20 protein-coding genes, 1 tRNA gene and 1 pseudogene are annotated in these 22,252 nt (G+C 44.9%); all 22 read right to left on the bottom strand.

The features are described 5' to 3' along the window. Positions 1–107, bottom strand: a pseudogene (locus tag E5329_RS32200) (SpoIVB peptidase S55 domain-containing protein); the annotation flags it as partial. Positions 108–143: 36 nt separating this feature from the next. Further along, positions 144–1,601 (bottom strand): RNA-binding domain-containing protein, encoded by a 1,458-nt coding sequence (locus tag E5329_RS14985; RefSeq protein ID WP_135990316.1) that lies wholly within the window; start codon positions 1,599–1,601, stop codon positions 144–146. A 34-nt stretch (positions 1,602–1,635) separates the two neighbouring features. Then, positions 1,636–2,655 carry a hypothetical protein gene (locus E5329_RS14980; RefSeq protein ID WP_135990315.1) on the bottom strand — a complete coding sequence of 340 codons (1,020 nt, stop codon included), beginning with the start codon at positions 2,653–2,655 and terminating at the stop codon, positions 1,636–1,638. A 298-nt stretch (positions 2,656–2,953) separates the two neighbouring features. Further along, positions 2,954–4,237, bottom strand: a complete 1,284-nt coding sequence (gene spoIVB, locus E5329_RS14975) for a SpoIVB peptidase (protein ID WP_168356643.1) — start codon at positions 4,235–4,237, stop codon at positions 2,954–2,956. A 103-nt stretch (positions 4,238–4,340) separates the two neighbouring features. After that, positions 4,341–6,023, bottom strand: coding sequence for a DNA repair protein RecN (recN, locus tag E5329_RS14970; protein ID WP_135990313.1), 1,683 nt, complete (start codon positions 6,021–6,023; stop codon positions 4,341–4,343). 118 nt (positions 6,024–6,141) lie between these two features. Next, positions 6,142–6,594, bottom strand: a complete 453-nt coding sequence (gene argR / locus E5329_RS14965) for an arginine repressor (protein ID WP_135990312.1) — start codon at positions 6,592–6,594, stop codon at positions 6,142–6,144. 58 nt (positions 6,595–6,652) lie between these two features. Then, positions 6,653–7,510: an NAD(+)/NADH kinase gene (locus E5329_RS14960; protein ID WP_135990311.1), complete on the bottom strand. Its 858-nt coding sequence runs from the start codon at positions 7,508–7,510 to the stop codon at positions 6,653–6,655. 4 nt (positions 7,511–7,514) lie between these two features. Continuing rightward, on the bottom strand, positions 7,515–8,312 hold the full coding sequence (locus E5329_RS14955) for a TlyA family RNA methyltransferase (protein WP_135990310.1): 798 nt from the start codon (positions 8,310–8,312) through the stop codon (positions 7,515–7,517). 18 nt (positions 8,313–8,330) lie between these two features. Further along, positions 8,331–10,361 (bottom strand): 1-deoxy-D-xylulose-5-phosphate synthase, encoded by a 2,031-nt coding sequence (gene dxs / locus E5329_RS14950; RefSeq protein ID WP_135990309.1) that lies wholly within the window; start codon positions 10,359–10,361, stop codon positions 8,331–8,333. Between the two features lie 49 nt (positions 10,362–10,410). Beyond that, a complete protein-coding gene (locus E5329_RS14945; RefSeq protein WP_135990308.1) occupies positions 10,411–11,298 on the bottom strand; it encodes a polyprenyl synthetase family protein in 888 nt (295 codons plus the stop codon). A gap of 44 nt (positions 11,299–11,342) precedes the next feature. Continuing rightward, positions 11,343–11,591, bottom strand: a complete 249-nt coding sequence (gene xseB, locus E5329_RS14940; RefSeq protein WP_135990307.1) for an exodeoxyribonuclease VII small subunit — start codon at positions 11,589–11,591, stop codon at positions 11,343–11,345. After that, the gene (gene xseA / locus E5329_RS14935) at positions 11,588–12,796 is read right to left on the bottom strand and encodes an exodeoxyribonuclease VII large subunit (protein WP_135990306.1); all 1,209 of its coding nucleotides are present in this window, start codon (positions 12,794–12,796) and stop codon (positions 11,588–11,590) included. The genes xseB and xseA overlap by 4 nt, the downstream gene beginning before the upstream one ends. After that, positions 12,793–13,188, bottom strand: coding sequence for a transcription antitermination factor NusB (nusB, locus tag E5329_RS14930; RefSeq protein ID WP_135990305.1), 396 nt, complete (start codon positions 13,186–13,188; stop codon positions 12,793–12,795). The genes xseA and nusB overlap by 4 nt, the downstream gene beginning before the upstream one ends. 112 nt (positions 13,189–13,300) lie before the next feature. Continuing rightward, positions 13,301–13,678 (bottom strand): Asp23/Gls24 family envelope stress response protein, encoded by a 378-nt coding sequence (locus E5329_RS14925; protein ID WP_135990304.1) that lies wholly within the window; start codon positions 13,676–13,678, stop codon positions 13,301–13,303. Positions 13,679–13,771: 93 nt separating this feature from the next. Continuing rightward, positions 13,772–14,731 (bottom strand): homoserine O-acetyltransferase MetA, encoded by a 960-nt coding sequence (gene metA / locus E5329_RS14920; protein WP_135990303.1) that lies wholly within the window; start codon positions 14,729–14,731, stop codon positions 13,772–13,774. A gap of 107 nt (positions 14,732–14,838) precedes the next feature. Continuing rightward, positions 14,839–16,845, bottom strand: coding sequence for an NAD-dependent DNA ligase LigA (gene ligA, locus E5329_RS14915; RefSeq protein WP_135990302.1), 2,007 nt, complete (start codon positions 16,843–16,845; stop codon positions 14,839–14,841). Between the two features lie 6 nt (positions 16,846–16,851). Beyond that, on the bottom strand, positions 16,852–17,562 hold the full coding sequence (locus E5329_RS14910; protein ID WP_135990301.1) for a pseudouridine synthase: 711 nt from the start codon (positions 17,560–17,562) through the stop codon (positions 16,852–16,854). A 44-nt stretch (positions 17,563–17,606) separates the two neighbouring features. Continuing rightward, positions 17,607–18,038: a hypothetical protein gene (locus E5329_RS14905; protein ID WP_135990300.1), complete on the bottom strand. Its 432-nt coding sequence runs from the start codon at positions 18,036–18,038 to the stop codon at positions 17,607–17,609. A 288-nt stretch (positions 18,039–18,326) separates the two neighbouring features. Beyond that, a complete protein-coding gene (locus E5329_RS14900; RefSeq protein ID WP_135990299.1) occupies positions 18,327–19,490 on the bottom strand; it encodes a hypothetical protein in 1,164 nt (387 codons plus the stop codon). A gap of 119 nt (positions 19,491–19,609) precedes the next feature. Then, positions 19,610–19,681 (bottom strand) — tRNA-Arg (locus E5329_RS14895). 179 nt (positions 19,682–19,860) lie between these two features. After that, the gene (locus tag E5329_RS14890) at positions 19,861–20,949 is read right to left on the bottom strand and encodes a TRAP transporter substrate-binding protein (protein WP_135990298.1); all 1,089 of its coding nucleotides are present in this window, start codon (positions 20,947–20,949) and stop codon (positions 19,861–19,863) included. 11 nt (positions 20,950–20,960) lie between these two features. Next, positions 20,961–22,250 carry a TRAP transporter large permease gene (locus tag E5329_RS14885; RefSeq protein WP_135990297.1) on the bottom strand — a complete coding sequence of 430 codons (1,290 nt, stop codon included), beginning with the start codon at positions 22,248–22,250 and terminating at the stop codon, positions 20,961–20,963. Between the last annotated feature and the right edge of the window lie 2 nt (positions 22,251–22,252).

Raw genomic sequence — 22,252 nt, 5'->3', positions numbered from 1 at the left:
AGCATATTTTCAATAAAAATCCCATATCCTTTGGAAGCGTCCTGGACAAACACATGGGTCACTGCACCGATGACTTTTCCATTCTGGATAATGGGGCTTCCGCTCACGAGTGTGTCAAGTAAAGGACAACAAATTCTGACAGATTATTTTAATTTGTAATAACTTCCCTTCAATTTACCCTCTTTTTTCAATACTCCTGCCTCAACCAGTTCCTTTAAAATTTTTAATGCACGAGAATCCTTCACCTTTAGCAAATTCTGAACTTCTTTATTTGTTATTGCTCCCTTTTCCTCTGCATACTGAATAATCTTTTTATGATTGTCATTCAATTTATCCGTATTTTTCCGTACTTTATCCGTACTTTTCCGTATTTTATCCGTACTCATCATCACTTTATCCGTACTTTTCCCAATTCTCGTTTTATCCGAAAACCGAAATAAGTTAATACGAAAACTACCTGCAATTTCCATTAACTCCGGCTCTTCTAATCCAAGTTCTTTGCACCGTCTGATAATTCTCGGAATCCCGCTTCCCCAATGTTCCATAATATTCATATAAGTAAATGCATACACCAATGCCCGATTCCTCGGTATGGAAATCCCCTCCTTAATATCTTTCAATCTCAAACTTCCAAACAGCATTCCCGGAGAAGTCACTTCCACACGATCATCATACACCGCTACCTGTATACTTGAGGGATGTAAATAGCTGCGATGAACCACGGCATTACAAATCATCTCCCTGATGCAGTCAGTCGGAAGTTCGTATATGTCAGTTCGATATAATCCATTGATTTCCGAACTCATATGAATGTTGCGCAGGACATACTCATATGCCGCATCCAGCTGTGTTATAATATCCCCATCGTATTCTCTCCGGTCAATAAATACCTCCCTGTCCCTTCCCTTGAATACGGCACATTGAATTGTTGCTTGCGGAAGTAAATTGCGTGTCATAAGCAGAAAGGCATTCGTAGGGTAATAATCATCTCCCCGTTTTACCAAAAAGCCCCAACTTAACAAATTTTGTCTTGTCAGGCGATGAATCCTCTCTGCCGCTTCTCCATCTCTGCAATGCTCCACCGCATATTGGTACATCTTATTGCACAAGGAGTTAATCTCATCCTCCGTAACACTTGCTTCTGGTGCCGCATAGTTTTGATCAAAACACCGATTAACACCCTCAAATTCCAATTCTCTCAGCACAAACGAATCTGCCGGTCGGGTAGTTCCTGACACTCTGATATAAGTTCCGTTTTCTTTTCCTTTCGCCGTAAGATAATATGGACGCTGACTGCCTGGCATTATATTTACAACAATCACAACCTTTTCCTCAACAGAAGCCAGTGTCACAATTGGCGTAATCATAGGTGTACAACTGTCACAGATTGCCGAAGTAATTCCATCCATTATGGAAAAAGCATCTTCCTGATTAATTCCAACTACCTTAAATGTACTATCCTCCACACCGAACACAATTTTTCCTCCACTGCCGTTTGCAAATGCAACTACCGTTTTCATATATACTTCACTTTTTTTCGGAACTTCCTGTTTGAACTCAAGATACTCTGATTCGCCAGATATGATATCGTTTACTGTCATAAAACGTCACCTTCTTCCGTTTAAAATATGCCAACTACATATTATCATATAAGTCATTTTTTCGCAGTGCAGAATCTAATATTCGGCTTTTTTCACTTAATAACGATAAACCTCTTTCTGCATCTACCTGCTCTTGACAATAGTCCAAAACATCCTCTTTATAATTTGTAAAATTACTAATTATATAAGCTGGTATTCCTTCTCTCAGTAATTGAATAATGGCATATTTAGCTACTCCTCCTGCCTGCATATTACCCATCACTTTTTTTAGAACGAGAAACATTTTAGTATTATCTATTTCTTTATCTACATCATAATCATCAAAAAATAATCGTTCACTTTCAATCTCATATTTTTCTAAAAATTTTTTCCGAACTTCCTTGTACTTTTTCATTTGCATTGCAAGTCCATCGGGCAAGTGCACTCTACAATTGTTAATTATCAAATCATTTAGTTGATCATTATAATCCTTAATTTTTAATTTTCTAATAGCCTCATTTTTCAGTCCATAAAGCAAAACTAACTTAACTATTAGAGATGAGATATAATTTGAATACACTCCTTTCTCTTTCCTCAATATTTTTTCGCTATCTATACCATCAATTATCTTATTACACTCTTCCAAAACTTTCTTCGCCATTTCTCTCCCTATTGGCTCTTGCGTATCAGAATCTCGTAAACGTAATTCTTTTATTTTTCTCTCAAATGCTTCTTTAAATTCTTCTTTTTTTATACTATCCTGAAAATAATCATTTGTTTTTCCATATTTATTTGAAAGGAATTTATAAAAATTTCCTAATACAGAAAAGTAAATATCTACTGCAGCCCTGCTTTTAAGATTACCAGCTTTCACATAATATTCAACACTCTGTAATAATTTATCCTTATCCATCACATTTAAAAAACAGATATAAGTGACATCTGCCTCTCTCAGTTCCAAAGAGACAAATTCATAAAAAGCATATATTTTGCTCCTATATGTATTTGCAGTTTCTTCTCCATTCTCTTTCTTTTGCACATCCAAAAATTCTTTTATCTCATCAATAAAGTCCATACTATTTTACTTTCATATGCTTTGTGTGCTTATTTATTTATTTTCATTGTATTATGTCATAGGTAATTTTGCAATACAAAAACTTTTCTTCTATCATTTTTTAATGATCAGACTTCATCGGGCAACAGCTCTATTTCACTTCATTCCGTATAACTGTCTGGTTTTCTCTTTCCTGGCTGCGCCGTGCCACCCAACAGGCTTTGCCTGTTAGGCGAGGGCTTTCGCCCTATAAGAATAAAAACACAGACAATTTTAGAAGCAATCTTCCAAATTGTCTGTATTTTCATTCTTGCACGACTCAATGCTCAAGCATATTTTCAATAAAAATCCCATATCCTTTGGAAGCGTCCTGGACAAACACATGGGTCACTGCACCGATGACTTTTCCATTCTGGATAATGGGACTTCCGCTCATCCCCTGCACAATTCCGCCGGTCAGATTCAAAAGTTCTGAATCTGTCACCTGAAACAAAATCCCCTTATTTTCACTGTTATAATCCAAATCCGTAACAACAATGGAATATTCCTTCCGCTCCCCGGAAACCGTGGATATAATCGTGGCCTCCCCTTCCTCAATTTCCTGCTTTAAACCAACCGGGTAATAACTTTCCTGACCCACCTTGTCCGGTGTTTTTTCCAGATTCCCATATATTCCAACGTTGGTATTTTCTTCCACCGTCCCCAGACGATACTGATCCAGATAAGTAATCACCCCTGCGATTTCTCCAGGATTTCCTTTTTCCCCTTTTGTAATTCCTGCAATCTCCGCATCATAAAGCGTACCCTCTCCCATACTTACCTTCGTTCCAGTATCCAAATCGCTGACAGGATGTCCCAATGCCCCGTATTTTCCTTCTTCATCATAAAAGGTTAAAGTTCCTACGCCTGCCAAATCATCTCGGACCCAAATTCCAAGCTTATACTCTTCCTGAGAAGTCTGTACCGGCTGCAGCTTTATCTGAATATATTCTTCTTCACGCAAAATCCCCAGTACCACAGGTTCCCCCTGACACTGGTTTATTTTCTCTATCAGTTCTTCTTTATTTCCAATCACCTGATCATTGATTGTTTTGACATAATCTCCGCTTTTCACCAGATTTTCTGCAGGCTCGTAATTCATGCCATCGCTTCCGGTCACCGTTCCTGTCCCGATAATCAGAATTCCGTCCGTTTTAACATAAATTCCCACCGGAATTCCGCAGGGTACTACCTGGGCCTGCTCTACCACCTCCACATTGACTTCCTTTATGTGAAACAGACCGAACAGCCTGCAGGTCATGGAATAGCTTCCCTGTTCCTGGGATTTTAAAGAAAAACTCTCATTCAAATCCAGTTTGATTTTATCCTTCTCAACCATGGGAGACTGGTTGCCAAAAACTTCCAGTCCCGCCTGTTCCATTTCTCCGGTTACAGGCAGATGGAAGTCAAAGCTTTCTTCTTTTCCTCTTTCGATCCAGATTTTATCCGGTATGGATTCTTCCATATAAGAAAAAGAAAAAAAGATTCCCCAGCAAAAGCCTGCAATCAAACTCCCCCTCGCTATCCATTTCTGAAATCTTACCAGCCTTTTATCTTTCATCATTTCACACATCCTTTAAGCAAAATCAATCCACTTTAGTATGTGAAATATTCCCTGATTTAACTCTGGGATTTTTTGACTGTTATTGCCGGTTCTTTTCCTATTTTTAACTTTGGGACTTTTTGGCTGTTATTGCAAGCTCTTTCATTTCCCGTGCGCTTTCCATTACAGTATCTGTAATTTTCACGCCGCCTAACATTCGTCCCAACTCGGTAATGCTTTCTTTTTCTTCCAACAGGCAGATACTGGAAACGGTCACATTATTTACCACATTTTTGCTGATTAAAAAATGATAGTCCGCCATGGCTGCAATCTGGGGAAGATGGGTAATACAGAGCACTTGATGGCTTCTTCCTATGACATTCATTTTCTCTGCCACCATCTGGGCCGTTCTTCCGCTGATTCCGGCATCTATTTCATCAAAAATCAAAGTTTCAATCTGATCGCTCTCTGCTAAAATCGTTTTGATGGCAAGCATAATCCGGCTAAGTTCTCCACCGGAAGCAACTTTTCCCAGCGGCTTTAAAGGCTCTCCTGGATTGGTGGATATCAGAAATTCCGCCTCATCCTTTCCATTGGCCGTATATCCTTTGGTTTCCTGAAATTCCATGGTAAAATTCACATCCAGAAAATTCAAATCCACCAGTGCGCCTTGCACCTGTTTTGTCAGTTTTTTTGCATATTTTTTCCGAATTTTGGAAACATCATCTGATATTTTCTGCATAGCCCTTTCCGATTTTGACAGACGTTTTTCCAACTGTTCCAGATATTCCTCATAATCTTTCAGCCTGCTGTATTTTTTCTGCTTTTCTTCTTTGGCGTTCAGCACTGCTTCCACACTTCCTCCGAATTTGTCTTTCAGACGATTAATTTCATCCAGTCGTCTCTCTACCTCAGCAAAAGCTTCCCCGTCAAATTCCTCCTCGGAAATATATCCTGACAGTTCCCGGTTAAAATCATTTAAAAGACTGTCCACTTCCTCCAGCTGGCTGCAGAATCCTTCCAGCTTCTCATCATAATCCGCCACTGTCTGAAGCTCCCGCAAGGCTCGTCCAAGCTGTTCTGTGGCGCTGCTGCTGCCGCCAGTCATTTCATAGGCCATCCCTGCCGCTTCCATGATCTTCCGGTTATTTGCCATTTTCCGATAAGCAACCTCCAGCTCTTCATCCTCCCCCATAATTAAATTGGTGTCCTCAATCTCCTGTATCTCATATTCCAGAAAAGCCAACTCCCGTTCCCGTCCTTCTCCTTCCAAAAGCGCCCGCTGCTTTTCTTCCAAAATCTCCTGATACTCTTGAAATCTCTGCTTCAGGGTTTTCTTTTTTCCTTCCAGCTGCTCTTTTCCATATTCATCCAGAATTTCCAAATGCTTTCTCTTATGCAGTAATGACTGGTGCTCATGCTGTCCATGAATATCAATCAAATAAGAAGCTGCCTTCTTCATACAGGAAGCCGATACTGTTTCGGAATTGATTTTCCCTACGCTGCGGGAAGAAGTAATTTTCCGGGACATGATAATCTCATCATTTTCCGGAAAAATATCCATTTCCGCCAACAATTTCCTCTGCTCCTCATTATCCACTCTGAAAATCAGTTCCACCAACGCATATTCCGCATGTTCCCGCAGCATTTCCTTCGGCGCTTTTTCTCCCAAAGCAAGATTAATCGAACCGATAATAATGGATTTTCCGGCTCCGGTCTCCCCGGACAAAATATTCAGCCCGCTGCCAAATTCCACCTCCGCTTCTTCCATCAACGCCAGATTTTTTACATGCAGACTTACCAACATATATCTTTCTCCTCTCGCCTGCGGCGATTTTATTTTGCAGCTTTCTGCGTTACTCAAAGGCTTTGCTTCCCGCAGCAGCTTTCTGCAATACTCAAAGGCTTTGCTTCTCGCAGCAGCCTTAAGGTTCTGTCATCTTCCGCAGTCTTTCCATTAAAATTTCTGTGTCCTCCACTGTGCGCACTGCACACATAATGGTATCATCTCCTGCAATACTCCCCACAATCTCATGGCAGTCCATGGTGTCCAAAGCCGCCGCAACTGCCATTGCCATTCCGGAAACCGTACGGATCACCAGAATATTCTGCGCCATATCCATGGAAACAAATCCATCCCGGAATACCCGGATATATTTCTCACTCATATCCGGCGGATTCTCATTCAATGAAATATATTTCTGGCGTCCCAAACCGCCTGGCACCTTTGTTAATTTCAATTCCCGAATATCTCTGGAAACCGTAGCCTGAGCCACATGAAATCCTTCCTGCTCCAAACGCTCTGAAAGTTCCTCCTGTGTCTCAATGCTGTATTTCGAGATAATTTCCAAAATTTTTGCATGACGCTTTGATTTCATCTTTCCCTCCTGGGGCGATTTTCTGCCAGAGCCCTGCCAGTTGTTTTCCTTATTCTTCTCAGCCATATCCCTGTAGTTTTTTCCGCAGCCGTTCCAAAAAACTCAATTGGCTAAGCTTTAGAATTCTGGTGCAGATATGGGCTTTTTTCACGGTGATTTTCTCTCCGGCCCTGAGCATTCCCACGTGATCCCCGTCAAAGCTGACCTCTAATTCCTCTTCCTGTTCCGTACTGCGCTTCGCCACTTCGATGGTGATTTCATCCTCTGCATCCAACACAATGCTTTTTGCATTCAGGGTATGAGGACTGATGGGCGTAATCAGTAAAAGGCTGGCCTTGGGATCTACAATGGGCCCTCCGCAAGACATGCTGTAGCCGGTGGAACCAGTAGGAGTTGCGAGAATGATACCATCTGCCCGATAAGTATTTAAATATTCTCCATTTACGGAAATGATTAAATCCACTACCTGCAGCCTGCCGCAGCGGTGAATCACGATATCATTTAAGGCGGTCCGCTCCTGCTCCCTTCCTGCTCTTGTGATACAGCATCCGGATAGCTGCATCCGCCGCTCAATGGTGTAGCCTTTTTCTGCCAGAAGATGTTCTACTCCGGCAATTGCCGTGTCTGCTTCCAACTCACAGAGATATCCCAGATGGCCGGTATTGATTCCAATTAACGGTACATTGCGTTCTGCAATATTCCTTGCCGCTCTCAGAAGGGTGCCGTCGCCTCCCACCACCAGAATGCATTCCGTATCTTCAGGAATCTGTTTCCGGTCAAAAGGAATGCCTTCCAGTTCCCGATTTGCCTGATATCCGCAGGTTCCGCCCTTTGCTGTGACAAATTTCTGAATTTTTCCAGTGAGTTCTAACTGAGTGTCCCTTGCGGGATTTGCGATAATATAAAAATGTTTCATTTTCCTATGTCAGTGTCCCATGGGCCTGTGCTACCACAGCCGCCACATCCACCAGTTCCTCCTGACTTTCCATTCCTTTTTGCATATGTACCAGATACTCGATATTCCCCTCAGGGCCTTTGATGGGAGAGAACTCCAGGCCACGGACAGCAAAGCCTGATTCTTCTGCAAAATCAAGAATTTTCTCAATGACCTCCTGATGCACTTTGGGGTCTCTGACCACGCCTTTTTTTCCAACCTTTTCTTTTCCTGCCTCAAACTGAGGCTTAATCAGGCATACCATCTCTCCTGTCTCCCCAAGAAGCTCTTTTGCCGCCGGAAGCACCTTGGTAAGGGAAATAAAAGAAACATCCACGGAAGCAAAATCCAGCACATCCTCAATATCCTCAGGGGTTACGTAACGGATGTTTGTTTTTTCCATACAGACTACCCGCCCATCCTGTCTCAGTTTCCAGGCAAACTGGCCGTACCCCACATCTACCGCATAGACTTTCGCCGCTCCGTTTTGGAGCATACAGTCAGTAAAGCCTCCCGTAGATGCTCCGATATCCATGCAGATTTTATCAGTCAGGCTGATGTCAAAATTCTTCATTGCTTTCTCCAACTTCAGCCCGCCCCGGCTAACATATTTCAAGGTATTTCCCCGCACCTCTATCGGAGCTTTCGTATCAAAGGAAGTTCCTGCCTTATCCTCCCGCTGTCCTGCCACAAATACATTTCCTTCCATAATCATGGCCTTTGCTTTTTCCCGGGAGGGAGCGAGACCCCGCTGCACCAGCAGCACATCCAATCTTTCTTTCATGTTGCGCCTTTCTTTTTATCAATTTGTCTCCAATGCTCTCACTGCTTCCCGAATCCTTTCAGCCACAGATTCACTGTCAATTCCAAGCTCTTTTCGAAGAACTTCCACATTTCCATGCTCTACATAAACATCCGGAATTGCAATATTCAGTATCCTTGCCTGTCTGGGCTTTTCTTTTCCGGAGCCATTTTCCCAGCCCTTTGGCTTACTTTGGCAGCCTTCAGCGTTCTGGCAGCGAAGATTTTCCAAATATCTGACCGCATGTTCTCCAAATCCGCCGCTTAATACATTTTCTTCCATCGTCACCAGCAGATCATGGGTCTCGGCAAGATTATCCAATAATTCTGTATCCATAGGCTTTACAAATCGCACATTCACCAACGTGCATGGGTACTCTTCCTTCAGCTGCTGCCAGACTTCCTCTGCCGTCTTCACCATGCTGCCCACGGCCAGAAGCGCAAGCTTCACTTTTCCGCCCTTTGAGCCCAATGAAAGCTCACCGGACGGCCCTCCGCCTTGGACCGCAGGAATGTCCATCATACCCTGCAAAATCTGATTGTTCCAGCAAATCACTTCACTTTTTCCGTAAATAATTTTCGCCCTGTGTTCTTTTAACCCGTCGTAGGCTTGTCCCCTGGGATAGCGTATGGCAATGGGATGCCCGAAATTTACTGCAAACTTCACCATATCGGAAAGCTCCCATTTATTTTTCGGCGCCATAATAGTCATATTTGGAATGGAAGAAAGGTAAGACAAATCAAAGATACCCTGATGCGTTTCCCCGTCACTGCCCACAAGCCCTGCCCGATCCACAGCAAAGGTCACCGGAAGATCCTGAATGCACACATCATGCAGCATCTGATCATAAGCCCTTTGAAGAAAAGAAGAATACACCGCCAACACCGGTTTCAGTCCCGCCGCTGCCAGCCCTGCCGCAAAGGTTACCGCATGCCCCTCTGCAATTCCCACATCAAAAAAACGCTCCGGGAACATATTGTGAAAACGCTTTAATCCAGTTCCGTCTTCCATCGCAGCGGTAATGGCAGCCACCTTTGTATCCCTTTCCCCCAGTTTACGCATCACCGTGGAAAAAACATCTGTGTAATTGGCTGTGGTGCGTCTCTTTTTCGGCAGCCCCGTCTCGATTTCAAAGGCGTCTGTGCCGTGAAACCTGGCCGGATGCCGTTCTGCCGGAAGATATCCTCTTCCCTTTTGGGTCATCACATGAACCAGTACCGCTCCGTTTACTTTGGCAGCTTCCCGGAAGATCCTTAACATGGCATTGATATCATGTCCATCCACCGGCCCCAAATAGGTAATTCCCATATTTTCAAACAGCATTCCGGGAATCAGAAGCTGCTTGATGCCGCTTTTTGTCCGGCGAATCCGCTCCACCATCCTTTCCCCGTATACTGGTATTTTATTCAGGGAATTGGTTACCCCTGTTTTTAATCCCTGATACGCCTCTGCGGTGCGCAGATTGCCCAAATGACTGGAAAGTCCCCCTACATTTTCTGAAATAGACATATTATTGTCATTCAGCACAATAATAAAATTCGTTTCCAAAAGGGCTGCATTATTTAGCGCTTCGTAAGCCATGCCTCCAGTCAATGCTCCGTCTCCGATGACGGAAACCACCCGATAGCTGTCTCCGGTAAGCTCTCTTGCCGCTGCATATCCAAGACCTGCAGAAATAGAAGTGGAGCTGTGCCCTGTATCAAAGCTGTCACAGTCGCTCTCTTTCCGTTTGGGAAATCCGCTCATCCCCCCGAACTGCCGCAGGGTTTCAAATCCTTCTTTCCGTCCCGTCAGCAGCTTATGGGTATATGACTGATGCCCTACATCCCAGATAATTTTATCCTCCGGCAGCTGAAAATAAAGATGCATTGCCATGGTAAGCTCCACTACCCCAAGATTGGAGGCCAGATGGCCGCCATGCTCTGACACCCGGCGAATTAAAAATTCCCGAATTTCCTCCGCCAATACCGACAGCTCTGCTTCTTCTATTTGTTTGATATCATTGGGCTTTTCTATCTTTTCCAACGCCATATAGAACATCCCCTTTCTTCTCCTGTTTTTCCTTCCAGAACTCTGCCCGTTATTTTTCCCTCTGAATCAGCTCCACCAACAGGGATGTTAAAAATTCATTTTTCACCACAAGCTCTTCCAACAATTTTACACTGTGTCTGGATAGACGCTCTGCCTCCTGCCTTGCGCCTTCAATTCCATACAAGGTCACCCAGGTGCTTTTGTGATTTTTTTCATCGCTGCCTGCAGGCTTCCCCAAAACCTCTGTAATGCCGGTAACATCCAGAATGTCGTCCTGTATCTGAAAGGCAAGCCCCAGTTCTCCTGCCGCCTGTTCCACCTGTCTCTGTTCCCCTTTGGTAGCTCCTGCCAGGACAGCTCCGATCAGCATGGAACTTTCCAACAGTGCGCCTGTTTTCAGCTGATAGATAAACCTTAGCACCTCCTCTGTTACCAGTTTTCCTTCCGCCTCTACATCCACGCACTGCCCTCCCAGCATTCCGTGTATTCCGGCTTTCCCCGCAAGTATCTGCAGCGCCTTGCCGATATTGGCGTTGCCCGGTTCTATTTCAAAGGCTTTTATTGCTGTCTCAAAGGCATAATTCAAAAGACCATCTCCGGCCAGAATCCCCATTGCCTCTCCATATTGGGCATGGGTTGTTTTCTTGCCCCGGCGGTATTCATCGTTATCCATGGCCGGCAGATCATCATGCACCAGAGAGTAGGTGTGGATCATCTCAATTGCTGCCATAAAAGGCTCGATCACTTTGGATCTTCCCCCAAACATCCGGTAGGTTTCCCACATCAGCATGGGCCTTAGTCTTTTGCCGCCTGCCTGTACACTGTAATTCATCGCTGATATTACGGTTCGCTGGTAACCCTCCTCTTTCGGCAGATAATCGGCAATCACAGCTTCTATCTGCCTGGTTCTGGATGCAATCTCTGCTTTTATATCCATAACTGCCCGTCCTTTCTTCTGCGCTGTTTTTCTTCCTGATTCTTCTATTCCGTCTCCAGTTCTCCTAAAGGCTCCAATTCTCCCTGCTCGTTCAAAAGAAGCATTTTCTTTTCCACTTTATCTATCTTCTGATTACAGAATTTCAACTTCCGGATTCCCTGTTCATACAGCGCAAAAGTCTCTTCCAAAGTCACTTCCCGCTGCTGCATTTTCTCTATCATTTCTTCCAATTCCTGAAAAGCTTCTTCCAAAGATTGTTCTTTTTCATTCTCCTGCTGTTTTTTCTGGCTCATAAGACCTCCTGTTCCACTTCTTCCACCTTTGCAGTCACTTTTCCGTTCAGCATGTGGATCTTCAGCGTATCTCCTGTTTGGACCTTCTCTGCATCACAGATTCCCTGCCCGTTTTTGTCCGTTACAAAGGCATAGCCCTGACTTAACTTCTTCAGCGGCGACAGCGATTCTAACCGCTCCGCCAGCAGTTCCAATTCATGCCTGCGCTGCATCACCTGCTGTTCCATCCTCATACGCAGTTTTTCTTCCAAATCCGCTGCCGTCTGCCTTTTCTCATTCAGCTGATTCACAGGGCTTAACAGCTTTAACCTGTTTGCATACTGGCGAACGCGTTCTTCTGCCCTTTCCAGTCTGTCCGTAATGTTCCGGTTCAGCTCTAACTGCAGAGACAGCAGCGTCCCCTCCAGTTCCCGGATATCATATACTGCCAGCTCTGCCGCCGCCGAGGGAGTGGGTGCCCGCATATCAGCAGTATAATCCGCAATGGTAGTGTCTGTCTCATGTCCCACTGCAGAAATAATCGGAATGGAACATTCAAAAATAGCCCTTGCCACAATCTCTTCATTAAACGCCCACAAATCTTCCATGGAACCGCCGCCCCGGCCCACAATCATCACGTCCACGCCCAACTGCTCCAAGGCATGGATGCCGTTTACAATACTAACTGCCGCTCCCTCTCCCTGCACCAGCGCAGGGTAGAGGATTGTCTGCACATACGGATTTCGGCGACTGCTGATATTCTGGATATCGCGGATTGCCGCTCCCGTCGGCGCAGTAACAATGCCAAGGATATGGATATATTTCGGAATCGGCTGTTTATATTCCGGTGCGAACATCCCCATCTCCTCCAGATCCCGTTTCAGACGTTCAAATCTCTGGTACAGCAGACCTTCTCCGTCCAGCAAAATCTCTCTGGCATAAAGCTGATATTTGCCGTCCCGTTCGTAAACGGAAATGGAGCCCAAAACAATCACATTGTCCCCGTTTTTCATGGAAAAAGCAAGACCTTTACGGTTTCCTGCAAAAAGAACTGCCTGCAATGCGCCCGTCTCATCCTTCAGGGTAAAATAAATATGGCCGGTGGTATGGTATTTGCAATTGGATACCTCTCCCTTGACATAAATGCGGTTCATCATAAAATCTTGGGTGAACATATTCTTGATGTAGGAATTCACCTGCCCTACCGTATACACATTCTTCGTCATGCCAGTTTTGCCAGAATCCCGTTTACAAAGGAAGCGGAATCATCGGTGCCATAGCTTTTGGCAAGCTCTACGGCTTCATTGATTGCCACTCCTGTGGGAACCTCTTCCTCAAATTTCATTTCATAAACAGCCAGCCGAATCAGGGTCAGATCTACCTTTCCCATCCGGGTAGTCTTCCATCCCTGGGCTATCTCATTCACCATTTTGTCAATCTCTGACATATGTGATAAGATCTGCTCAAACTTTTCCTGTATATATGCAGTATCTTTCTCTTCTTTCTTATCCAGTTCCTCAAAAAACAACTGCAGCTGCTCCGGCAGCTCCGCTTCTTCGTAAAATTCCGCCCGAAACAGCAGCTTAAATATCTGTTCTCTTATTTCTCTTCGGCTCATATGCTTCCTTTCAAAATGGTTATACTCACAAAAAGGCTGTCAAATGACAGCCTTATGATCTTTCCATATAATTCCTCATTTTCATACAGGAAAAAACCTGCCGCACCTGATTTTATTTCTGCTTCTCCATCTCCACACTTGCAATGCGCACGTTGACACTGCTTACTTCCAGTCCGGTCATGTTCTCAATGGCAGATTTCACTCTCTCCTGCACCTTGGTAGACACTTCGGGAATCGCATATCCAAAACGGATGTTCAATGCTACATCCACTCTGACTACGTTCTCCTTAATCTCTATCTTGATTCCCTTGGACAGATTTTTCATGCCAAGCTTGCTTACCAGCTCATTGGTAATATTCCCTGCCATAGAACTGACGCCTTCTGCTTCGGTAGCCGCCAGTCCTGCGATAATCGCAATTACCTCATCTGCAATACGCACCTCACCCAAATTGTCATCTTTTATCATATATGCTTTTCTGTCTTCAGCCATTTTACGCCTCCTAAAACTTATTCGTTTTTTATTATAGCAGAATTGCCGGCATTTGCAAAGCGATTCTTCCGGTTTTATCCAATTATTTAAATCTCAACGGGAACTTCCCTCCCGCATGGCCTGCCTGACTGCAGACCCCGGCACCGAAGTATACTCATAAGGCGTAGCCTGATAAACATAGTAGTTGAGCCAGTTTGTATACAGCGTATTGGCATGGGCCCGCCACTGGAGGTTCGGGCGGATGGTACAGTCATCATCCTGATAGTAATTCCTGGGAACCTGAATATCCAGCCCTTTCTCTTTATCCCGTATGTATTCTGTATGGAGGGTAATCCTGTCATACTCCGGATGGCCCATAACAAAAATCTTCTTGCCGGTGGTATCCATAATCAGATAAGCCCCGGCCTCCTCTGATTCTGCCAGTATCGTAAGTTCCGGCACTTTTTCTATTTCCTCCACTCTTACCTGTGTGTGCCTGGAATGAGGCGCTAAAAAATAATCGTCAAACCCTCTCACCAGGGGAATCTTCCGGTTTCTGACTTTATGCTGAAACAAGCCGAACATTTTGTGATCCAGCATTTCCTTTGGGATTCCATAGTGATAATACAAGCCCGCCTGGGCTCCCCAGCACAAATGCATGGTAGAAGTCACATTACTTTTCGTCCACTCACAGATTTCTTCAAATTCTTTCCAGTAATCTACTTCCTCGTATTCTATTTTCTCCACCGGCGCTCCGGTAATGATAAACCCGTCAAATTTACGTTCTTTAATTTCCTGAAACGTATGGTAAAATTTATTTAAATGGCTGCTGGAAGTATTGCGGGACTCATGGCTGCCTGTCACCACAAAGGTGACATCCACCTGCAGGGGCGTATTGGAAAGCTCTCTGAGGATCTGCAGCTCTGTATCCTCTTTTAAGGGCATCAGGTTCAAAATTCCCACTTCGATGGGACGGATATCCTGATGAACCGCTCTGTTTTCATCCATGGTAAACACATTTTCACGCTCTAATGTTTCCTTTGCCGGCAAATCACTCTGCACTTTGATGGGCATAACCTAACCTTCTTTCTCTGTTAAACTCTATATTTTCTGAAACCTCGCTGTCGGCGCGCCTGAAAATATTGTTCAAAGATATGCATCGCATTCCCGGAAACACTTCTTCAGGCACGCTCCAGCATGGCAAGCAGCTCCTCTTCTGAAATAACCGGAATCCCCAGCTCCTGCGCCTTCGTCAGCTTGCTTCCGGCATTCTCCCCCGCCAATACCATACTGGTTTTCTTAGAGACAGAACCAGATACCTTACCGCCCTGCTTCTCAATCAAAGCTGCCGCCTCCTTACGTTCCAGAGTAGGCAGCGTCCCGGTTACCACAAAGGTCATTCCCTCCAACCTGCTGCCCAATGGCTGTTCCTTTGATTCCATATTTACGCCGTACTTTTCCATGCGTTCCACCATCCTGCAGTTCTCTTTATCCGCAAAAAAATCCAGAATGCAATTGGCGCTGACCTGGCCGATATCATTTACATTTACCAGAGATTCTGCATCTGCTTCCCGCAGATTCCCGATACTTTTAAATTCTCTTAAAATAGACTTAGCCGCTGCTTTTCCCACATTAGGAATCCCAAATCCGGTCAGAAGCTGGGCTGCGTCATTCTCCTTGGATTTCTCAATGGCGTCCAGCAATTTGTCCGTATTTTTCTCCTTCCCAATGATCCCCTGTTCAATCAGCTCTTCTCTGTAATCCTTCAGTGCATAAATATCTGCGATATCTTTTAAGTACCCAAGCCGCACCAGTTCTTCCACGTAAACATTCCCGAATCCTTTGATATCCATAGCATCTCTGCCCACAAAATTGATAATGCGCCGCTCTAACTGAGCCGGACAGGTGGGTGAAGTACAGCGGAGATCTGCTGTATCTTTCTCTTTCCGTGTCTCAGAGCCGCAGACCGGACAAACCTCCGGCAGACGATAGGGTTCTGTGTGCCCTGTACGTTTTTCCTTTAAAACTTTCCGAACCTTCGGAATAATTTCACCTGATTTATACACCAGAATCCGGTCGCCAATCCGGATATCCAGCTGGTCAATAAAGTCCTGATTATGAAGGGTTGCACGGGATACGGTGGTGCCGCAGAGCCGCACCGGCTCAAAAATTGCGGTGGGGGTAATTCTTCCAGTACGCCCCACAGACAATTCCACATCCAAAAGGGTTGTCTCTTTTTCCTCCGGCGGATATTTGTAGGCCACTGCCCAGCGGGGAACTTTTGAAGTAGCCCCCAATGTTACCCGATCTGCAAGAGAATTAATCTTTACCACTGCGCCGTCAATATCGTATCCCAGACTGCCCCGGTTTTCCCCAATGGCGCAAATGGCTTCCCAGACTTCTTCCTTGCTTCGGCAGACTCTGTAATCGTCAATCACAGGAATGTTGTTCTTTTTTAAATATTCATATCCCTGGGTATGGGTTTCAAACTCCATCCCACGGATCTGCTGGATATTGAATACAAACATGGACAATCCCCGCTCTTTGGTAATTTTGCTGTCCAACTGCCTGAGAGTTCCCGCCGCACAATTTCTGGGATTGGCAAAGGGTTTTCTGCCTTTTAACTCCTGCATGGCGTTTACATGTTCAAAATTCTCATTCTTCATATAAACTTCCCCGCGGATTTCCAGATATTCCACAGGAACCTTTAATTTCTTTTTCACATCGGAAATCACTTTCGCATTTACCGTAACGTCTTCCCCGAAATTAATGCCGTCTCCCCGGGTCACTGCTGTTTTCAGCGCCCCATCCTCATACCGGAGCGCCATAGAAAGCCCGTCAATTTTATATTCCACTACAAATTCAGGATCTTCTAACTGCTCCTGCATCTCTTCCACAAAAGCTTCCACTTCCTCCCTGGAAAACACATCCTGCAGGCTCAGCATAGGGACATTATGCCGAACCAGAACGCCGGCCTCCCGTTTTGCGGCTCCTCCTACCCTTTGGGTGGGAGAATCTGCCGTTACCAAATCCGGAAATTCTTTTTCCAGTGATTTTAATTCCTGCATCATGGTATCATATTCATAATCACTGATTTCAGGGCTGTCCAGATTATAATAACGATTAATGTGATATTCCAACTGACTGCGCAGCTCTGTGATCCTTGCCTCTGCCTGATTTCGTTCCATTGCTTCTTATCCTTTCAACTGTTCCTGCAATTCTTCCCACTCCTGACCGGTAATTTTCCGGTATGTACCCTCTTTCAAATCTCCCAGACGAATATTCAGAATCCTTATCCGTTTCAAATCTATGACCCGATAATGAAAAGCTTCACACATCCTGCGTATCTGACGGTTCAGCCCCTGAGTTAAAATAATACGAAAGGCTCGCCTTCCCACCTTTTCCGTTATACAAGACCTGGTTACCGTCTTTAACTCTTCCAGATACACTCCCTGAGACATCTTCTGAAGAAATTCCTCTGTCACATCCCGGTTCACTTTTACAATATATTCCTTCTCGTGAAAATTCCGGCTGCGCATAATTTCATTGGCAATTTCCCCTTGATTTGTCATCAGAATCAGCCCATGGGAATTCTTATCCAGCCTTCCAATGGGATATACCCGTTTGGGATAATTCACATAATCTACAATATTATCCTTTTCCCTCTTTTCGGAAGTGCATACAATTCCGGCAGGCTTATTCACTGCAAGAATTACCGCTTCCTCCTCCATAGAGACCTTTTTCTTCCCGTACATTACAATATCTCCAGGGCCGACTTTATCTCCCATCACTGCCGCCTTGCCGTTGATGGTAACCGTTCCGCGTTCAATCTGCCGATCTGCTTCTCTCCGGGAACAGATTCCCGCCTCACTGAGATATTTGTTGATTCTGACTGATTCTGACATTGCAAATCACACCTTTACAATACTTTAAAAACTCTTCTTTTTCTTTATAAAAATCTTTTTAATCTCTCAATATTTTCTTCTTGAAAATCCATCAGTTCTTCCGCCAGCTCATTGGCAAAACTTCCGGTATTTTTATTGTTGTGCTTTGCTTTCAAAAGCTCCGTAATGCCTCTGGTATTTCCCTGAATCATCATATCTGCCACATGGGGCGTACTGATATTCAGCATGGTATTGGCTTGGATTGCACCCCAAAGCATGGCTTTACCAAGGCCGGATTCCCGGGGTAAAACTCCATGCTCCCACAGCCCGGCGTCCGCCTTCCGCTCAAAATTCTTAAACCGGTTTCTCTGGGCTGTCAGCTCATAAGCAAATTCCTGGTTATACACCTTTCCCATCAGTGCATCAATGGCCTTCACCGCCATAGCCGCATTTCTTCTCGTTTCTTTTAATACATTAATTTCCTGATAATTACGCATTGCTTCCTCCTGATTGTGTTTCCTATTAGGGTGAAACATTTTGCGTATTTTATACCAGTTTTATTTTCAATTCTTTTTATTAAAATTTCAAACCGTACCTGGCAGTTTTTCCATTGCTGAAATTTCAAACCGTGCCAGCCGGTTTTTCCTCGTTGCTAAAAAGAGAACTGCCCATCCAGGCAATTCTCCTTCTTCAAACCTCTTTGTCCTGTCATATATTGTGAAAGCCAGAACTTCCACAGTATGAATGCTGCAGCCTGCAAAACTGCAGGCTGTACAGACTGAAATTTAATTATTCAACAGCAAATCCGTACGAATGTATCCGGTCAGACCGTTCCATTCTACCTTCGTCCAACCTTCTGCGTAACTTAAGACTACCGTAATACTGTCGCCTTCTGCTGTGGTTCCCACTAATTCTGCCGTCTCGCTCATAGACTTACGCACATTATAGCTGCTGTTTGCGGTAAGCACTTTGCCTTCCGGCACATAATTAATCTCCGGCGTGCTATCCTCCTGAGGCGCCTCTTCTTCTGTATTCTCTGCCGGCTCCTGGGAGGCCTGTTCCTGATTCTCAGCAGGTTCCTCCGGCTGCGCCTCTGTATTCTCTGCCGGGGCTTCTGCATTCTCCGTCGGCTGTTCCCCTTCCTGAGGTGCATCAGGGCTATAAGATGCTCTCCACTGACGAATCGCCTCTGATACGGTGTCCGCCATATTCTTCAGATTCTCATCTGCCACTACCGCCTGTTCATATTTATTCTGATATTCCTCACGAAGCTTCTGTACATCTTCTCCGCCTTCAAATTCTGCAATCAAGCTGTCAACTTCTGCTTCCGTCTCCTGCTCCTGAAGCAAACGGTTAAAAGAACTGTAACGGTTATCAATATACACCTTACCGTCCTCACTTGTCCTGAGATAGAAGAAATCCATACCTGGAAGTCCGCCTTCCATGCCGCTGAAATGCATGTTAAAGGTAGCTGACACCAAATAGGAGCCATCTTCCAGCCCTTCCTTCGTGTAGCACGTCACATCACTGTAGCTTTCCACATGCTCATTCATCATTTGAATATAGCTTTTCTCCATATCAGAAAGAAACTGGGTGATAGAAACCAGCTTATCAATGTCACCTGCCGCATAGGAGTTATAATATGTAGACACCAACTCCTTCACTTCCGGATGGGCATCCACTTCATATTCATCCTTCTCTGCCTGGGGCTGCTCTGCATTGTCTGCAGATATCGGTTGCTCGGTCTCCGTCTGAGATTCTGCAGGTTCATTGCTTTCACTCTTCTCATTGCATCCTGTCAGCATAAGAACAGACGCCAACGCAAAAACCATTGCAGTTCTGGATACATATCTCACATTTTTCTTCAAAAAATCCGTAATTTTATCTATAATAATCCTATATTCGGATACTGACTCAAAGTTATCATTCTTTCTATCTGTAAATCTCATATTTGCTCCTTACTTAATCTATGATGATAGCCGCACCCGGCTTGTCCTGTCGGAATACAGTAGTTAATAAGTTTCACCAATTACCGAAAACGCTGTTAGCATCTGCAGTAATTCTAAAATGCACCCAGAGGGAATCGAACCCCCAGCCCCAGAACCGGAATCTGGTATTTTATCCGTTAAACTATGGGTGCTTTTTCTACTATTTTTTACAACGCAAATATTGTACCATACTTTTTTTGAAAAATCAAAAGAATTTTGATGTTTTTGAAATTTTGTGCAAATTGCACCTGAAATACATGTTTCAGGTGCAATTTATATACATTTTCGCTTCCTATATCGCATCTTCCCTGTCCAGACGCCGAAAAATTTTTCATTCCGTATATGCTTTTACAATTTCCTTGTCCACGACCTTTTCAATTTCCTGATAGACACTTTCCGAAGCTTCCTTCATTTTCTTTCTCAATTCTTCCTCCAGTACAACAATCTCTGTACCGCTGGCTTCTATCTCCCTCTTTTTGTCTGCAATGCGCTCATCCGACGCTTTTCTTGCCTCTTCGCCTGCATATGCCGCCGCTTTTCTCAGAATTTCCTGTTTTTCCAAAGACAGCTCTTGAAAAAAGCTGTCGCTGACAATCAGAGATATCAAATGGGGCAGATGATTGGTCTCCACCACGTAATCCTGCTGCTCATACAGCCGGTTAGATACAATCACCTCATAGGGATTTTCCTGGGCGTCTATGGTTCCCTGCTGAAGCCCGATATACACCTCGCTAAAGGTCATAGGGGTGGGAGCTGCAGACAATGCCTTCCAGAAATCCATATGGTAGGAATTTTCCATGGTTCTGATTTTCTGCCCTTTATAATCCCCAAAGTCAGTAATATTCTGGTTTGTGGACATAACCCGGAAGCCCTGGTCTGCATATCCCAGCAGCCGGTATCCGCTGTCCTGGTACACCTGCTCCACCAGCCCGTAAAATTTCTCATCATCCACTTTCTCTCTGACTTCCTCAATAGTGTCAAACAAACAAGGCATATCAAAAACCGCCAAATCCTCCATAAAGGACACCTGGGGAGCCGTGTTCTGGATCACGAAGGGGATATCTCCGTCCCGGCAGGTTTCCAGAAGCTCTCTGTCACCGCCCAGGGTGCTGTTGGGATATACCTGAATCTTCATTTTCCCGCCGCTTAACCTGCCTACTTCTTCGGCGAATTTCTCCGCATAAATCTGGGTGACCGTATCCTCCGGGCTTGCCGTCCCAAGTGGCCAGGCATATCTTTGCACTTCCTCTTCCCCCGCATCTGCCTTGCCGCAGCCCGAGACGCCGAAAAGGAACGCCAAAGCTAAGGGAAAAAGCGCAAAATGCAGTCTCCGCCATTTTTGAATTCCTGAAGCTTTTGCTTTGTCACTGTTCGCAAAAGCCGCCCTCAGAGGACTGCGGCATAGATATTTTCTCTTCATACAGGCACCTCCTAAATAAACGCCATGCTGATTGCCGGCACAAAGGTCAAAAGAAGCAGCGCAGCCAAAAAGTACAAAATCATAGGCATTGCCTTTCCTGCAATCTCCATTACTGGAATATCCGTCAGTGAGCTTGCCACAAACAAATTCACCCCGATAGGCGGCGTAACAAACCCAATCGCCAGGTTTACCACCATCATAATGCCGAAATGAACCGAATGCATACCCACCGCTTCCACAATCGGAAGCAGAATAGGCGTCAGAATCAAAATCGCCGGCGTGGTATCCATCACCATTCCCACAATCAGAAGGAACAGATTAATCACCAGAAGCAAGGCGATCTTATTGGTGAAATGTGCAAGAATCCATCCGCTGACTGCCTGAGGCACCTGCATCAAGGTGAGAACTCTGGAAAAAGCTACGGAAGTAGCCAGAATAAACATAATGGGCGCATAGGTCCGGACAGATTCCGTCATAATCCCCCAGATATCCCTGAGACGGATGGACTTATAAATAAACAGGCTGACCAACAGCGCATAAAATACCGAAATCACCGCTGCTTCCGTGGGGGAAGCAATTCCTGAATAGATACATCCCAAAATAATTACCGGGCTAAGCAGCGCAAAAAAACTGTCTTTTAATACGGCAAAAAGCCCTTTCTCATGGAGTTCGCCTACTACTGCGTTTATTTTTTCCTTATCCTCCCCATGCTTTCTGCAATAGTAAACTGCATACAACATCAGCAATGCGCTGATTAAAAGCCCTGGGATAATTCCAGACAGAAACAGATCGCTGACGGAAGCTCCGGAAGCCATGCCATACATAATAAAAGGAATGCTTGGCGGGATAATCACTCCAAGCCCACCGGACACCGCCACCACCGCAGTAGAAAACGATTTGTCATATCCAAGCTTTGCCAGAATGGGAATTGTCATGCTGCCTACCGCAGCTACTGTGGCAGGCGCCGACCCGGAAATTGCCCCGTAAAACAGACAGGTAACAATCACCGCACAGGGAACTCCTGCCGTCCGTCTGCCCAGAAAAAAGGCAAACACATCAAACAGCTTTTTGGAAATCCCTCCTTTTGCCATCACAATGCCGGAAAGCACAAACATGGGAACTGCAAGCAGGGGAAAACTGTCAATGCCGCCTAACATGGAACGTATCACAAACTGTCCGGAAGCAGTAAAGGAAGAATCAAAGGCTCCCGGGAGTACGGATACAATTCCGAGGGAAATGGATACCGGAATCGCAATTACCAGACAAATTACAAAAATAATAAAAACAACCAGTGCTGACATGT

Origin of the sequence: Petralouisia muris, from assembly GCF_004793545.1 — a bacterium.
Classification (GTDB): domain Bacteria; phylum Bacillota; class Clostridia; order Lachnospirales; family Lachnospiraceae; genus Petralouisia; species Petralouisia muris.
The sequence above is the reverse complement of the archived record's forward strand: the minus strand, read 5'-3'. Positions and strand labels throughout refer to the sequence as shown.

Bases quoted from the DNA above. Each gene is read 5' to 3' on its own strand.
- spoIVB (WP_168356643.1), bottom strand. From the start codon at position 4,237: ATGATGAAAGATAAAAGGCTGGTAAGATTTCAGAAATGGATAGCGAGG.
- E5329_RS14900 (WP_135990299.1), bottom strand. From the start codon at position 19,490: ATGAGATTTACAGATAGAAAGAATGATAACTTTGAGTCAGTATCCGAA.
- xseB (WP_135990307.1), bottom strand. From the start codon at position 11,591: ATGAGCCAGAAAAAACAGCAGGAGAATGAAAAAGAACAATCTTTGGAA.
- E5329_RS14925 (WP_135990304.1), bottom strand. From the start codon at position 13,678: ATGGCTGAAGACAGAAAAGCATATATGATAAAAGATGACAATTTGGGT.
- E5329_RS14885 (WP_135990297.1), bottom strand. From the start codon at position 22,250: ATGTCAGCACTGGTTGTTTTTATTATTTTTGTAATTTGTCTGGTAATT.
- E5329_RS14890 (WP_135990298.1), bottom strand. From the start codon at position 20,949: ATGAAGAGAAAATATCTATGCCGCAGTCCTCTGAGGGCGGCTTTTGCG.
- E5329_RS14905 (WP_135990300.1), bottom strand. From the start codon at position 18,038: ATGCGTAATTATCAGGAAATTAATGTATTAAAAGAAACGAGAAGAAAT.
- dxs (WP_135990309.1), bottom strand. From the start codon at position 10,361: ATGGCGTTGGAAAAGATAGAAAAGCCCAATGATATCAAACAAATAGAA.
- E5329_RS14945 (WP_135990308.1), bottom strand. From the start codon at position 11,298: ATGGATATAAAAGCAGAGATTGCATCCAGAACCAGGCAGATAGAAGCT.
- E5329_RS14910 (WP_135990301.1), bottom strand. From the start codon at position 17,562: ATGTCAGAATCAGTCAGAATCAACAAATATCTCAGTGAGGCGGGAATC.
- E5329_RS14985 (WP_135990316.1), bottom strand. From the start codon at position 1,601: ATGACAGTAAACGATATCATATCTGGCGAATCAGAGTATCTTGAGTTC.
- E5329_RS14980 (WP_135990315.1), bottom strand. From the start codon at position 2,655: ATGGACTTTATTGATGAGATAAAAGAATTTTTGGATGTGCAAAAGAAA.
- xseA (WP_135990306.1), bottom strand. From the start codon at position 12,796: ATGACGAAGAATGTGTATACGGTAGGGCAGGTGAATTCCTACATCAAG.
- metA (WP_135990303.1), bottom strand. From the start codon at position 14,731: ATGCCCATCAAAGTGCAGAGTGATTTGCCGGCAAAGGAAACATTAGAG.
- E5329_RS14960 (WP_135990311.1), bottom strand. From the start codon at position 7,510: ATGAAACATTTTTATATTATCGCAAATCCCGCAAGGGACACTCAGTTA.
- argR (WP_135990312.1), bottom strand. From the start codon at position 6,594: ATGAAATCAAAGCGTCATGCAAAAATTTTGGAAATTATCTCGAAATAC.
- ligA (WP_135990302.1), bottom strand. From the start codon at position 16,845: ATGGAACGAAATCAGGCAGAGGCAAGGATCACAGAGCTGCGCAGTCAG.
- nusB (WP_135990305.1), bottom strand. From the start codon at position 13,188: ATGAGCCGAAGAGAAATAAGAGAACAGATATTTAAGCTGCTGTTTCGG.
- recN (WP_135990313.1), bottom strand. From the start codon at position 6,023: ATGTTGGTAAGTCTGCATGTAAAAAATCTGGCGTTGATGGAAGAAGCG.
- E5329_RS14955 (WP_135990310.1), bottom strand. From the start codon at position 8,312: ATGAAAGAAAGATTGGATGTGCTGCTGGTGCAGCGGGGTCTCGCTCCC.